Source organism: Bradyrhizobium elkanii USDA 76, from assembly GCF_023278185.1.
GTDB lineage: Bacteria > Pseudomonadota > Alphaproteobacteria > Rhizobiales > Xanthobacteraceae > Bradyrhizobium > Bradyrhizobium elkanii.
The window spans coordinates 5673970-5687238 of record NZ_CP066356.1; the positions used below are offsets into that span (position 1 = coordinate 5673970).

A 13269-nucleotide genomic window follows, 5' to 3' on the forward strand; every position below is an offset into this window, starting at 1 on the left:
GCCATGCGCAGCACGGCAAGGGAGCGAAACCGGAGCGAGCCATGGCCACGGGTTCAGGCACGGGTTTTGACAGCAGCGCTGTCGCTTTTCATCGCGATGGGGAATTGGCCCTCGACGCCTGCGTCGTGACCATCGGCGCATTTGACGGCGTCCACCGCGGCCATCAGGAACTGCTGCGGCAGACCATCGCGGCAGCGCGGCGCCGCGGCATTCCAGCCCTGGTCTACACCTTCGATCCGCCGCCAAAGGTGTATTTCGGCCAGGCCGAGCCGCTGATTTCGCTTCGCGAAAAGCTCGAGCGCATCGCAACATTCGCGCCCGACCACGTCGTCGTCGCCGATTTCAACCAGATCTACGTCCGGCGCACCGCGCTCGATTTCCTCGCCGAGTTGCATAAGCTGCAACCGCGCGAGGTGATCGTCGGCGAGGATTTCCGCTTCGGGTCTTGCAAGGGCGGCACCGCCCTGCTGCTGCGGCAGCACTTCAACACGCGCATCCTGCCGCCGGTGCGCTGTGGCAATGGCGAGATCGTCTCCAGCAGCCGGATCCGCACCTTGCGGCGATCCGGCCTTGCCGCCGCCGCGGCGACGCTGGAAAACTGGCGGGATATCGTGACCGCGCCACCGGCCGACCGATCCGGTTTGGCCCAACTCGAGGTCGCAAGCCGATGACCGCCATCGATCCGCGAGAGTTGCGCAATGCCTGTGGCCAGTTCGGCACCGGCGTCACCATCATCACGACGCATTGCGAGGGCCGCGATCACGGCATGACGGCCAACGCCTTCATGTCGGTCTCGCTCGATCCGCCGCTGGTCGCGATCTCGATCGCGAAAAGCGCGAAGATGCTCGGCAACATCCAGCAGACCGGCCGCTTTGCGGTCAGTATCCTCGCCGAGGGCATGGAGGATTTCGCCTGGCATTTCGCCGGCAAGCCAAGGCTCGACCTCTGCGACGTCTTCGAACGCCGCAACGACCTGCCTGTGATCGCCGACGCGGCGGCATATTTCGTGACCGATCTCGCCGATGAGATCGTCGCCGGAGACCACACGATCTTTCTCGGCCACGTCCGCGAGATGTCGCTGGAGCCCAGCAAGAAGCCGCTGCTGTTCTTCCGCGGCCGCTTCGGTGGCCTTGCCGACCCGCACCCTGCGCCCACGACGCTGGAGAATGCCGCTTACGAATTTGTCTGGTGAGACCAGCGACCGAGATTCCCGAAAACGGGGATGCAAGTTTGAGCAAACTGCAAGAAAAGGAGGAAACGACCATGCTGAACGTCAACAAGGACACCATCACCGACCACGTGATCGCCGCGCTCTCGAAGGACATTCCGGATCGCAACCGGCAGATCATGACGAGCCTGATCCGCCACATGCACGACTTCTGCAAGGAGGTCGACCTGACCTTCGCCGAGTGGTTCGCCGCGTGCGAATTCCTGCGCCGCGCCGGCGACATCTCGGACGAGAAGCGCAACGAGTTCATCCTGATCGCCGACATTCTCGGCGTCGAGGTGCTGGTCGACATGCTCGACCACCGCGTCACCGACGGCGAGAGCGAGTCGACCGTGCTCGGACCGTTCTATCGGGAGAACCCGCCGGTGCTGCCCAAGGGCGCCTCCATCATCAAGAAGACGTTCGACAACGCGCAGACCGTCAAGGTCAGCGGGCGCATCAGCGACACGGCGGGGCGGCCGATCGAGGGCGTCACCATCGACGTCTGGGAAGACGCGCCGAACGGCCTCTACGACCTGCAGGATCCGGAACAGCCGGCCTACAATCTGCGCGGACGCTTCACGACCGACGCCAACGGCGAATATGCCTTCGTGGCGCTCCGCCCCGAACCCTACCCGATCCCCTATGACGGCGCCGGCGGCGAGCTGCTGAAGTACATGGGCCACCATCCCTGGCGTCCGGGCCACATCCATTTCATGCTTTCGAAGGACGGCTATCAATCGCTGATCTCGCAGATCTACGATTCCGAGACCAAGTATCTCGACAACGACTCGGTGTTCGCCGTGAAGCAGAGCCTGATCGGCAAATTCGCCAAGGCCCCCGCCGGCGCCGACACCGACCTGGTTCTCAACTTCGACTTCAAGCTCAAGAAGGCAGCCGTCGAACGGCTCGTCGCCGCCGAGTAATACCCGTTGCGTCCTGCCAGGCTCCACCAGCCTGGCAGGGCTCATTCAGAACTGACCCGCGAGGACATATGAGTCGTGCCGTGATCGAAATCGCCGAGCCCGTGGAGCGAGTGCAGGCTCACGCAAAGGACACTGCGATCCGCAGCATCCGCGCCACCATCGTGGAGGCGCCGACCCGCCGCCGGCACAAGCTCTCGAACACCGAAGTCACGCATCAGGGTTACGTGCTGGTGCGCGTCCTGCTCGATAACGGCGTGACGGGCATCGGCGAAGCCTCGACGCTCGGCGGGCCGCGCTGGGCCGAGGAGAGCGTGGAGTCGATCAAGGCCGCGGTCACGAATTATCTGGCGCCGGCGCTGCTCGGACAGCCTGCCCTCGCCTTCGAAGCCAATGCCTTGCGCATGAGCAAGGCCGCCACCCGCAATTTCGCCGCCAAGGGCGCGATCGAGTCCGCCCTGCTCGACGCCGCCGGCAAGACGCTGGGCCTGCCCGCCAGCGCGCTGCTCGGCGGCGCGGTGCGCGAGCGCATGGAAGTGATCTGGGCGCTGGCCTCAGGCGACAGCGGCCAGGAGGTGGAAGAAGCGAAAGAGAAGCTGCGGCGCCGCGAGCACCGCCAGTTCAAGATCAAGTTCGGCTTCAACCGGCCGCAGGCCGATCTGAAGCGGCTGCAAGCATTGCGCGCCGGCCTCGGCGACGACGTGCGCCTGATCGTCGATGTCAACCAGGGCTGGACCGAGGCCGAATGCATCCGTTTCATGCCCGCGCTCGAGGAGCTGGATGTTGCCCTGATCGAACAACCGGTGTCGGCGCTGCAACTGGAAGCGATGGCGCGTGTCGCGGCCCGCACCTCGATTCCGTTGCTGGTGGACGAAGCGGCTTTCACCAAGGAGGACATCGCGCGCGCAGGCGCGATGGGTTGCGGCAGCGTCTACTCGCTGAAGCTCGTGAAGAGCGGCGGCCTGTTCGAAATGAAGCGCGCCGCTGCGGTCGCGGCCGCGCACGGGTTCGAGCTCTATGGCGGCTGCCTGTTGGAGAGCAGCATCGGCGCGGCGGCGCATCTCGCCGCCTTCGCCACCCTGCCCAGGCTCGAATGGGGCACCGAACATTTCGGTCCGCGAATCCTCGTGGAGGATCTGGTCGTCAACCCGATCAGATTCGACGAGTTCGAGATCTGCGCCCCTGATGGCCCCGGTCTCGGCGTAGAGGTCGACGAGGACAAGATCCGCGCCTTCGCCCGGAAGGACTAGCCGGATGACGCCGTTCCCGCGGACAATTGACAATCCGGGGACCCACGCCCAGTCTTCGCGCTGGAACCATCTCGATCATGCGCTGATGACCACGCGATATCGAACCCGGCAGGATTTTTCCACGGCTTCCCCGGAAGCGCGCGAGCAGGCGTTCGGCTAGCCGTGACCGATCGTGACGATGTCATGGATCTCAGGCGACTGGTCTATTTCGTCGCCGTCGCCGAGGAATTGCATTTCGGCCGTGCCGCATCGCGGCTTGCGATCGCGCAGCCGCCGCTCAGCCGGCAGATCGCGCAACTCGAGAGCGATCTCGGCGTCATGCTGATCGACCGGAGCCGCAGCCAGATCCGGCTGACCCAGGCCGGCAGCGTTCTGCTGGAGCGGGCGCGCGACGTGCTGGAGCGGCTCGACCGGACGCACCGCGAGATCAAGCGGATCGGCGAAGGCTTTTCCGGTCACCTGCGCGTCGCCTTCGTCGGATCGGCGACCTATGGCGTGCTGCCGAGCGTGATCCAGGCGTTTCGTTCGGCCTATCCCGACGTCGAGCTCGCGCTGTCGGCGATGAACAATGCCGAGCAGAAACGCGCTGTGATCCAGCGCGAGATCGATATCGCCATCGCCCGGCCCTCGCTCGACGACGAGGAGCTGAAGTCGGAGCCGCTGCTGCACGAGCCGCTGATCCTCGCGCTGTCAGACACTTCGTCCCTGCTCGAGCAGCAGGTCCCGCGACTGGCGGCGCTGAAGGCCGAGACGTTCATCCTCTACCCGCGCAAGCCGCGCCCGAGCTTCGCCGACCACATCCTCAACATCTGCCTCGAAGAGGGTTTCATTCCGAAATCGCAGGTGCTGGCCCAGGACTACCAGACCGCGATCAGCCTGGTGTCGGTCGGCGTCGGCATCGCGCTGGTGCCGAAATCGGTCTCGGAGGCGGAGCGGCCCGGCGTCGCCTATCGCGCCTATGAGGGACACAATCCGGGCACTGCGCTGTCGCTGAACTATCGGCGCGACAACCGGATGCCGCATCTGTTCAATTTCCTGAAGGTCGCACAGGACGTCACGCGGCGTCAGCGCAAACCGTAGAGCGTTTTCGAGCGAAGTGGATACCGGTTCGCGTGAAGAAAACGCGTTAAAATAAAGAATCTAGAGCGCGCTCAGGCCGCGACCGCCGCCGGCGCGCGATCGTCAACGCGTGCGATCGCCTCGCGCAGCACGTCGATGTCAGCCCCCGGCCGAACGCCGTTCTCCGCGAGATACCTGCGGAACGCACGCGCGCCGGGGACGCCATGGAAGGCGCCGACGAAATGCCGCGTGATCGAATGCAGCCGGGTGCCCTCGGCAAGCTGCCGCTCGATATAGGGCAGCATCGCCGCGAACACGTCCTTCATCGTGGCGTGCGGCGGAGTCTCGCCGAACAGCTCGGAATCGACGGTAAGCAGCCGCCATGGCTCCTGATAGGCCGCCCGCCCCAGCATCACGCCATCGACATGCGCCAGATGCCGTTTCGCCTCGGCAAGACCGGTGATGCCGCCGTTGATGATGATGGGCACGTCCGGCAATGCCGCCTTGAGGCGATAGGCCCGATCGTAGTCGAGCGGCGGGATGTCGCGGTTCTCCTTCGGCGACAATCCGTTGAGCCAGGCCTTGCGCGCGTGCACGACCAGCGCATCCGCGCCCGCGGCAATCACACTGCGGGCCAGCGTGTCGAGCGCGACTTCCGGATCCTGGTCGTCGATGCCGATCCGGCATTTCACCGTCACGGGAATCCGCACCGCACGCTTCATCGCCGCAACGCCTTCGGCGACCAGCGCGGGCTCCGCCATCAGGCAGGCGCCGAAGCGGCCATCCTTCACCCGATCGGAGGGACATCCGACATTGAGGTTGATCTCGTCGTAGCCGAAATCCTCGCCGATCTGCGCGGCGGTCGCGAGATCGCGCGGATCGGAGCCGCCGAGCTGCAGCGCCACCGGATGCTCGCTGACGTCGAAGCCGAGCAGCCGCGCCCGATCGCCATGGATGATGGCGCCGGTCGTCAGCATCTCCGTATAAAGCCGCGCTCGCCGCGACATCAGCCGATGGAAGACCCGGCAATGCCGGTCGGTCCAGTCCATCATGGGCGCCACAGAAAAGCGATAGTCTTGATATTTCAACAACTTATCCTATTGTTTCAACGGACTAGACCGGGAACAAGTGCACTCGTGTGCACTCCAAACTAGCCAAAATTGCACACGCTTGTACCGCATTTGATCTCGCGGTGCACACGTAGCGCACACGAAATCGCAGTGGAGTGCACACGCCATGCCGACCTTTACAAAGCTGAAATCGGGAAGCTGGCGCGTTCAGGTCAGAAGGAAAAATGAGTACGTCGCGAACACCTTCATCCGGCGGCGTGACGCCGAAGAGTGGGCCATTGACGTTGAGCGTTCAATCGATCGGGGCACTCCAATTCGACGCTCCCGGTCCCACGAGCAACCACGCATCTTTTTCGATTTGATCGCGTTGCATCTCGATGATCTTGCCCAGGTCGGTAAGCCAGTCAGACGCTCGAAGTTCATGGTGTTGAAAGCACTCAAGACTTCTCTCGGGCGAGTGAACATCAAGGACATTACTCGCGAGAAGCTGATCGACTTTGGAAAGAAACGAGCTGCGCAGGGCGCCGGGCCAGCAACCCTTGCGATCGATTTTTCGTTCATCCGAGCCGTGCTCCTGCACGCCGCCGCAGTTCACGGCATTACTGTATCCGTCGAAAACGTTCAGTTGGCCCGTGCGGCGCTTAAACACCTCGATCTCGTTGGAAAGTCTAACGAGCGCGACCGTCGCCCCACTCAAGACGAACTCAATCGACTGATCGAATACACTGAATCCAACCCGCTACAATTTATCCCGCTCGGTAGAATTATTCGCTTCGCGGTAGCGACCGCAATGCGCCAGGCGGAGATTTGCCGAATAGAATGGTCTGATGTCGACATGACGAAACGAACGGTCACCATACGCGATCGCAAGGACCCCCGGCGGAAAGATGGAAATCATCAAATAGTCCCCCTCCTAAATTCGACGGGCTATGACGCATGGCAACTGGTTTTGGAGCAACGGGTCGTCACGCGCGGAATTGGGCGGGTGTTTCCCCATCATTCGAAATCGATCGGAGCTACGTTCCGCAGATCGTGCAAGAACATCGATCTCGACGATCTATGTTTTCACGATTTGCGACATGAAGGCACGAGTCGCCTGTTCGAAGCAGGCTATTCGATCCAACAAGTTGCGATGGTAACGGGCCACAAGGATTGGCGAATGCTGCGGCGGTATACAAACCTGAAACCCGAGGATCTGCACAAGGTGCAAGAAGGCCGAGCAACCGTCCGTGGAGCAATTCATGGCAATGCTCGCCGTGCGCTAGAATGTATACTGATTAATCCTGAGCACGACGCGTCCGCCACTGAAAGCAGACAGCGGCCAAAAAGTCGGTATGTCCGCTATGGGCTATGTCGTGCTGTGGTGGTCGCCCACCCATCTAGGCCTTTTTTGGCGAAGAGCGCGCTATGCAACCCTAGGCTTTTCGGCTCTAGTGAAGCTGAGCGCAGGGGGTGTACCGCGCCTTGGGCTCATCAGCGGCCTCAGCAGCCTGAGCTAGGGCCGCACCTCATTTCGATGAGCCGGGGCCCGACAAGCCACCCGTATTCATCTGGAATGAAGTTCGCCTCGAACCGCAGCATATGCGCAGCGTTCATCGTGTTCTTATTGCGTCTCGCCCGACCGTCTCTAAGGGCGGCCGGGCTTTGCGAGCGGGCGTCACGCCCGTTGATCGGCTGTGCAGTTCTTCTTGAAATCGCTCAACTTGCGCACGTAGTAGCCTTCGCTTTGGACCGCCTGCCTGATCTCGTCGCTTATCCTAACGACCCTCTTCTTACTCTTGCGCCATTTGCCCTGAGCGCTAATAGCCGGCACCGGAAATCCCTTTCTCACGACGAGCAAATCGCGCCTGACGTTCAAATATACCTCGACCATGTCGTCTCCAAAAATGCTTGAAAATACTGTTCAAGAACAGAACGAGGCTCACAGAAATGCAACCGCGTCTTTGAAAGCTGCTGGTGAACATCGGGGAAAAGGCCCTGTTCGGGTGCCAATCGCCGACTCCGGCGGTGTGCTAATGCCACAGTCCCGGACGGTGACCGGCACTATGGCCGTCCCCCCTTCCGTCGTCCCGAAATGAAGCTGCAAGAGAAGCGGCAAAGGAGACCGCCAGCGCTGAGCTGCTTTGAACGAAAGCCGCAACGAGCTGAGAGGTAGACATCTAGGATGCGGTGGCACCCAAAGACGCCGCCCTTCTCGCCTTACGAAAATCTGCATCGCTGTCGAGAAATGCCTCCAGCATGAACGGTATCAGTTCGGTCACCTCTTCCTTGTCGCCATAGGTTTCTGCGTAGAAGACAGCGTATTCGCGCAGCCGCTGCAGGAGGCTCGGGGAGAGCACGATGGTCATCTTGACCGGCGTACGCTCCGGTAGCTTTGCCAGCTTCATCCCTCACCTGCTCTTCGCTACGACTTGAGCGTCCTGGTACGGCTTCAGCACCAGATCCTTCGAAACGATCACCCGCAGTGGCCATCCCGGCCGCACGGCGATCGTCGGTTGCACGTCGAGCTCACGCTCCACCAGGCGCTGGCCCGCACGATTGGTTGTCAGCTGCGTGCTTTCCCGCAGCGCCTTCACGAGATCGCTTTCGTCATTGCCGATTGACAGCTGGGTCCCTACACCGATCAGGGTCGCCAAGGCCACACCCTTGAGCAACTGCCAGGTATGGAAGTCCACCTCATCCTCTAGCCCGGCGTAACCCGCAACATCAGTAGCTGGAAGGTTCTCGATCACGATGGAATTGCCATTCGGTAGGATGAGACGCGTCCAGACGACAAGCGCACGCTTCTGGCCAAAAGCTACCACGCTGTCGTACTTGCCCAGCAGCCGAGTTCCCTGCGGGACAAGCAGATGTTCACCTGACACCGTATCGAAAATGTTCTCTGTAACCTGAGCGATCGTGGCACCGGGCAAATCCGAATTCAGCCCCGTAACCAAGCTCGCCGGAATAATCGTCCCTGCCATAACAGCATAGCTGGAAGGGGGCGGCGTCAACGCGTGCGGGTTGGTAGTCTCAGTGTCCGCTTTCGCTCCCACAAAGGCGAGCTTTCGCGCCTGCGACGAGGGTAGGCGCGGATGCCGTAGCCGGCCATGAAGGCGAGCGCGCTCTCAAAGAAATCAAGCCGGCCGAGCGCAGGAAATTCATCCAGCATCAGGAGCAGCTGGCGATGCTTTGCATCGCCAGCCCTGACGTTCAAGGACTCGGTCAATCGGCGGCCGATCTGGTTGAGGATCAGCCGGATCAACGGCTTGGTGCGGCTGATGTCTGACGGCGGGACGACCAGGTAGAGCGTGACCGGCCTGTCCGCACCGACGAGGTCCGCGATGCGCCAATCGCAGCTCTCGGTATTCCGGCTGACGACCGGATCGCGATAGAGGCCAAGGAAACTCACGGCGGTGGACAGCACGCCGGAACGTTCATTTTCAGACTTGTTTAGCAACTCCCGCGCGGTCGCGGCGACGACGGGATGGACCTTCGGCTCGGCTTCTGTTCCGAGATGGTTGGTAGCCAGCATGATCCGCAGCGTCTTCTCGAAGGACTGCGCCGGGTCAGCCAGGATCTCGGTGACCCGTGTCAGCGTCTTCTGTTGCTCTGCATAGAGGACGTGGAGGATGACGCCGACGAGCAGCGAGTGGCTGGTCTTCTCCCAGTGGCTTCGACGCTCCAATGCCCCTTCCGGGTCAACCAGGATGTCGGCAATGTTCTGAACATCGCGAACTTCGGCCGCGCCCTTGCGGACCTCGAGCAGCGGATTGTAGCGCGCGCTTGCTGAATCGGTCGGATTGAACAGCAGACAATGCGAGAAGGTCGAGCGCCAGCCGGACGTCAGCTCCCAGTTCTCGCCCTTGATGTCATGCACGACCGCCGATGAAGTCCAGGACAGCAGTGTCGGAAGCACCAGCCCCACGCCCTTGCCCGACCGCGTCGGTGCAAAACACATGACGTGCTCGGGTCCATCGTGACGCAGGTAGTAATTTTCAAATCGCCCGAGGAACACACCCCTGCCCGCGAGCAGGCCGGCAGCGCGGATCTCCTTCACATTGGCCCAACGCGCGGAGCCGTAGGTCGTGACCAGCTGGTTTTGCCGCGCCCGCCACACCGAATTGACGATTGCAAACAGCGCGCCCGCAATGCCGCCAGCCGCAGCGATAGCCCCGCCCTCCTCAAATATCTCGGGCGCATAGGGCTCATAGGCGAACCACCATTCGAACAATCGCCAGGGCAGATAGACCGGATAGCCGCTAACGGCGAACCACGGCGCGCCAAGCCGCCCCTGAAATCCGAGCGCCGCCGCCGTCCATTGCGTCGCTCCCCATGTCGACGCGATGACGATGCCGAAGACAACCGTGATCTGACCGACGTAGATTTTTGCCGGAAACATTGTCCGCCCCACTCGACGCTCGCAACGAGCGCGGCGAGATGAAAAGCGGGATGACGGCTCGCATTCAACCTGAATAAAAATCGTCGTCGGCAACGAGATCCGGCTCGATCAAACTCATCGAAGCAAGATCATTGTCGCGGCAGTCTCGGCGTGGGTGAGGAAGCTCCTCAATTGAAGGTGAATGGCATGATCAAACTGGAACACTGGTTCGACCTTGCCCAGGATTGGTGATCGCGCATGCGCACACCCAGCGAATGAACGAATCGAACGAAGGCCGCTTGTGCCTTCAACGTCGATGGTCGCATCGACCGTCAGCCTGAAAAAGGGCGCACGGGGACGAAAGCACTATCGCCGCGCGACGGCATCGATCCCTTACATGGAATCAATTATACTACCATAATACCTCTGTTGTGATTTGTCAAAGTTGACAAAGTTGCATTCGATACCGATATTGAAAGCGGAGTTCAGCTCATGTCCAAGGCACAGTCAAAGCCCTCCGGTACCGAGGATCTGTCCGTCCACGAGGACGGTGTGATGATGGTACTTAAGCAGAAACCCGCGGCCCTGAAGAGCCTCGCGCTCCCTGCCGACGCGCAGGTCGCCATCGTTTCCAAAAGCGTGACCGCACTGCAGAAGGTGCGTGAGCAGAACAAGCAACTAACGGGGCAAGCCTTCCGGTTCTTCTCCGAGGCGGCGAAGAAAACCGCTGTCGTCAACAAGGACGCATTCGCGCCCGATGCCCGCGCGCTCGCCGTCCTTGAGGGCGTCCGCATTGCGCAGGAGGATCTTCGGCGATCCGGCGGCGCGTATGATCTGGACCAGGTCAGAACGCTCCTGCGGGGAATCTCCCGACAGGCCGTCGACAAGCGCGTGCAGGAAGGCAGCCTCCTTGCGGTACCGGGTCCCAGCAACCACCGAAGCTTTCCGACGCTTCAGTTCAACGTCGACGGCGCCGTCGTCGAAGGTCTCAAGTCCGTCCAGGAGGCGCTGCCGACCAACAACCCCTGGACGGTTTTGAACTTCCTCGCCCAGCCTGACGACCGGTTGGGTGGCCGCAAGCCGATCGACCTGCTGAGGGAAGGCAAGGTTGAACTTGTGGTCGAGGCCGCCCGGCGCATGGCTCAGCAAGGCGCGTGACCGCTCCGCTGCCGCCGGACGATCTCGATCGCCGCCGTCCCCGCCAGGTCCGGCTGCGGGCGGGTACGATCATTCACCGGTTCTACACCGCCGGGTACGATCCGATCTTCTTCGACACTTCGCGTCTCGGCCGGCTGAATGCGCCCGACGGGAGCTATGGCGTGCTCTATGCCGCGCGGGAGCCTTTTGGCGCCTTCGCAGAGACGTTCCTCCGCGTGCCGGGACGGACGCTGCTCGATCCCAGCCTGCTCCGTCGCAAGGCCTATGCTCGCCTCAAGATCACGGCAGATCTTTCGCTGGTCAGACTGGCCGGCCCCTCCCTCGCCATTCTCGGCGCGACCGCCGAGGTGGTGCATGGCGGACTGCCTTACGACGTGCCGCAGGCCTGGTCGAAGGCGCTTTTCAGCCATCCGCTCAATCCCGACGGCATCGCCTATTACGCCCGCCACGACGACGAAGGTCTTTGTTATGCGCTGTTCGATCGCGCACGCAGCTCGGTCAGAGAAATCGATCGACAGGCCAACCTCGATCAGGACTGGTTCTGGCGTCTTGCGCAGCGGTACAGGGTCGGGCTTGCACCCGGCTAGCCCCGTCGAAGTCGGGAGGCTCTGAACTAGCGTCCGATGCCGCGCCTCATTCCGATCGACCAGGAAATGCCCTCTCCGCCGACGCTGCCGCTGACGAGTTGGCCACGCGCGCGCTCCAGAACCGGCCGCCAGGGCACCAGGACGAATTCGCGCGACTGCTCGATCAGCGCATACCGCCCGCTGCTGAGCGTCAGCATCCGCTTGTAGATGCCACTGAGGCTGTCGCCTGCCCTGACGTTGCGATATTCGAGCCCGGTGCGAGCGGAAATGTCCGCCGCCGTTTTCGCCAGCTCGCGCTCTTCAAGGATATGCAGCGTGTTCCGCGCATAGCGCGCCCGCCCTCCTTCTTCTCGCGCCAGCCCCTGTTCGATCAGCCACTGCCGTCTCGCCCGCAATGCCGTCTCGACCTCCGCGCCGAAACCGGTTGGCGCGAGCCCATCGGATTCCCTTGCGAGGAGCTTCCGGTCGAGCCAGGTCGCACCGACTGCCTGCGGCAGCTCTTCGAGCCTTTGCCAAGACAACACCGCAACGCGCAACGGATTGCGCGAGCGCTCGAGTTCCTCATACCGAAAAGCCCGATCGAGATAGTCCTGGCCGACCTTCCAGCCGCCATCGGCAAGGCGACTGACCGTCCCTTGCCGACGCATCGCCTCCAGTCGCCGGACATGGGTTCCGATATATTCGGCCGATGCTTGCGGATCCAACTCCCGGTGCAGGCGCTCGCTGTAAAAGCCGTCATTGGCCGCGGCCACTTCGGCAATCGTTCGATCCACCGGGCGCAGCTGCGCCGAACGCGGCCTAAGCTCCAGAATCGTGTTCCGCGCGGGCAGCTCTTCGTTGGCGCCGAGAGCACCGACCTCGGCATAGTGCGCCAGCCCGTCGACCCCATCGATCACCACATAGCGGCGCTCCGTCAGCTCATCCACAAACCCTTCGCCAACGACCCGCCCGATCAGGCGCCGGCCCTCGCTCCGCGGATCGAAGATCGCATAGCTGGCTGCCGCCCGCGAGATGCCCGCTGCACGCAATTCGCGATGCATGGTCTTGATGATGTCGCCGCGCTCGCCCAGGCGGCACGCCGATCGCGGGCTTCGATCCCGCTTCGATCAGCAAGGGTATCAGCGTTTTTGCCAGCCTGAGTTACCGGCTCTGGAGTCCGGATGCGCCGATCAGTCCGAAGCCGATGCTGCACAAATAGCTCAATGCCGGCGCGAGCCGTCGTTGCTGGAGTGGAATCAATCGACGCCGCCGGACCGTGCCGCAAAACGGCACGACTCACGAGAGCGGCTTGCGGCACGAGCACGCCACAGGCAAGAGCGGGAGTTCATATCCGCTCGGGATCAATCTGCTAGGCAAACTCCTCGGCCCGCTTCGCTTCGGCGTCATATAGTCGGATCTGCAGGACCGGAAAGCGCCTCTTCAGATCCCTGGCACCAGCCACGGCACCCTCCCTCGTGGTGAACTCCGTCTTCACCTGGCCATCGACAATCAATGCGTAGCCATTGTTCGGCAGCCCGTTCGACCGTTTCATCAGCAAGTCCCCAGCAAGATGCAGTCGATCCGAGTTACGGTGAGTCTGCGTGCCAGGGCAAGAGTGCGGGGTTCTGCGCAAAAAGAGATGGCAGGCACGTTCCGGATTTCCGTGCCTGGCTATC

Annotated in this window: 13 protein-coding genes and 2 pseudogenes; 8 read left to right on the top strand and 7 right to left on the bottom strand. The window is 62.3% G+C overall.

Annotated features, from left to right (window positions below; translation table 11 throughout):
• Positions 1-41 precede the first annotated feature (41 nt).
• The 5 genes from JEY66_RS27630 to JEY66_RS27650 all read left to right on the top strand — a co-directional run bounded on the left by JEY66_RS27630 (position 42) and on the right by JEY66_RS27650 (position 4460).
• Entirely contained in the window at positions 42-671 is a 630-nt protein-coding gene (locus JEY66_RS27630) for an FAD synthetase (protein ID WP_125459134.1), read from the top strand.
• Entirely contained in the window at positions 668-1192 is a 525-nt protein-coding gene (locus JEY66_RS27635) for a flavin reductase family protein (RefSeq protein WP_018271051.1), read from the top strand. Before JEY66_RS27630 ends, JEY66_RS27635 begins: the two co-directional genes overlap by 4 nt.
• A gap of 71 nt (positions 1193-1263) precedes the next feature.
• Positions 1264-2133, top strand: a complete 870-nt coding sequence (locus JEY66_RS27640) for an intradiol ring-cleavage dioxygenase (RefSeq protein ID WP_026192615.1) — start codon at positions 1264-1266, stop codon at positions 2131-2133.
• Between the two features lie 68 nt (positions 2134-2201).
• Entirely contained in the window at positions 2202-3380 is a 1179-nt protein-coding gene (locus JEY66_RS27645) for a muconate/chloromuconate family cycloisomerase (protein ID WP_018271049.1), read from the top strand.
• A 162-nt stretch (positions 3381-3542) separates the two neighbouring features.
• A complete protein-coding gene (locus JEY66_RS27650; protein WP_307724550.1) occupies positions 3543-4460 on the top strand; it encodes a LysR family transcriptional regulator in 918 nt (305 codons plus the stop codon).
• A 71-nt stretch (positions 4461-4531) separates the two neighbouring features.
• Here JEY66_RS27650 and dusA read toward each other — a convergent pair whose 3' ends face one another.
• Positions 4532-5527 carry a tRNA dihydrouridine(20/20a) synthase DusA gene (gene dusA / locus JEY66_RS27655; protein ID WP_080650355.1) on the bottom strand — a complete coding sequence of 332 codons (996 nt, stop codon included), beginning with the start codon at positions 5525-5527 and terminating at the stop codon, positions 4532-4534.
• A 403-nt stretch (positions 5528-5930) separates the two neighbouring features.
• On the opposite strand from dusA, the pseudogene JEY66_RS27660 reads away from it, so the two are divergent.
• Positions 5931-6638 (top strand): annotated as a pseudogene (locus JEY66_RS27660) (site-specific integrase); the annotation flags it as partial.
• A gap of 528 nt (positions 6639-7166) precedes the next feature.
• Here JEY66_RS27660 and JEY66_RS27665 read toward each other — a convergent pair.
• From JEY66_RS27665 to traG, 4 genes and pseudogenes are all read right to left on the bottom strand, one after another.
• Positions 7167-7382 (bottom strand): hypothetical protein, encoded by a 216-nt coding sequence (locus JEY66_RS27665; protein ID WP_016840636.1) that lies wholly within the window; start codon positions 7380-7382, stop codon positions 7167-7169.
• Positions 7383-7668: 286 nt separating this feature from the next.
• On the bottom strand, positions 7669-7896 hold the full coding sequence (locus JEY66_RS27670) for a DUF2274 domain-containing protein (RefSeq protein WP_016840637.1): 228 nt from the start codon (positions 7894-7896) through the stop codon (positions 7669-7671).
• A 3-nt stretch (positions 7897-7899) separates the two neighbouring features.
• Positions 7900-8472 (bottom strand): TraB/TrbI/VirB10 family type IV secretion system protein, encoded by a 573-nt coding sequence (locus tag JEY66_RS27675; RefSeq protein WP_016840638.1) that lies wholly within the window; start codon positions 8470-8472, stop codon positions 7900-7902.
• A 101-nt stretch (positions 8473-8573) separates the two neighbouring features.
• Positions 8574-9890 (bottom strand): annotated as a pseudogene (traG, locus tag JEY66_RS27680) (IncP-type conjugal transfer protein TraG); the annotation flags it as partial.
• Positions 9891-10361: 471 nt separating this feature from the next.
• On the opposite strand from traG, the gene JEY66_RS27685 reads away from it, so the two are divergent.
• Together JEY66_RS27685 and JEY66_RS27690 are read left to right on the top strand one after the other, a co-directional pair.
• Positions 10362-11027: a hypothetical protein gene (locus JEY66_RS27685; protein WP_018271046.1), complete on the top strand. Its 666-nt coding sequence runs from the start codon at positions 10362-10364 to the stop codon at positions 11025-11027.
• The gene (locus tag JEY66_RS27690; protein WP_016840641.1) at positions 11024-11614 is read left to right on the top strand and encodes an RES family NAD+ phosphorylase; all 591 of its coding nucleotides are present in this window, start codon (positions 11024-11026) and stop codon (positions 11612-11614) included. Before JEY66_RS27685 ends, JEY66_RS27690 begins: the two co-directional genes overlap by 4 nt.
• Positions 11615-11640: 26 nt before the next feature.
• On the opposite strand, the gene JEY66_RS27695 is transcribed toward JEY66_RS27690, so the two are convergent.
• Both JEY66_RS27695 and JEY66_RS27700 read right to left on the bottom strand, forming a co-directional pair.
• Positions 11641-12684, bottom strand: a complete 1044-nt coding sequence (locus JEY66_RS27695; RefSeq protein ID WP_259171329.1) for a DUF3363 domain-containing protein — start codon at positions 12682-12684, stop codon at positions 11641-11643.
• A 278-nt stretch (positions 12685-12962) separates the two neighbouring features.
• A complete protein-coding gene (locus JEY66_RS27700) occupies positions 12963-13145 on the bottom strand; it encodes a hypothetical protein (RefSeq protein ID WP_016840642.1) in 183 nt (60 codons plus the stop codon).
• Between the last annotated feature and the right edge of the window lie 124 nt (positions 13146-13269).

Coding starts and splice junctions, on each gene's coding strand:
- JEY66_RS27685 (WP_018271046.1), top strand. CDS start 10,362: ATGTCCAAGGCACAGTCAAAGCCCTCCGGTACCGAGGATCTGTCCGTC.
- JEY66_RS27700 (WP_016840642.1), bottom strand. CDS start 13,145: ATGAAACGGTCGAACGGGCTGCCGAACAATGGCTACGCATTGATTGTC.
- JEY66_RS27630 (WP_125459134.1), top strand. CDS start 42: ATGGCCACGGGTTCAGGCACGGGTTTTGACAGCAGCGCTGTCGCTTTT.
- JEY66_RS27675 (WP_016840638.1), bottom strand. CDS start 8,472: ATGGCAGGGACGATTATTCCGGCGAGCTTGGTTACGGGGCTGAATTCG.
- JEY66_RS27640 (WP_026192615.1), top strand. CDS start 1,264: ATGCTGAACGTCAACAAGGACACCATCACCGACCACGTGATCGCCGCG.
- JEY66_RS27645 (WP_018271049.1), top strand. CDS start 2,202: ATGAGTCGTGCCGTGATCGAAATCGCCGAGCCCGTGGAGCGAGTGCAG.
- JEY66_RS27670 (WP_016840637.1), bottom strand. CDS start 7,896: ATGAAGCTGGCAAAGCTACCGGAGCGTACGCCGGTCAAGATGACCATC.
- JEY66_RS27665 (WP_016840636.1), bottom strand. CDS start 7,382: ATGGTCGAGGTATATTTGAACGTCAGGCGCGATTTGCTCGTCGTGAGA.
- JEY66_RS27635 (WP_018271051.1), top strand. CDS start 668: ATGACCGCCATCGATCCGCGAGAGTTGCGCAATGCCTGTGGCCAGTTC.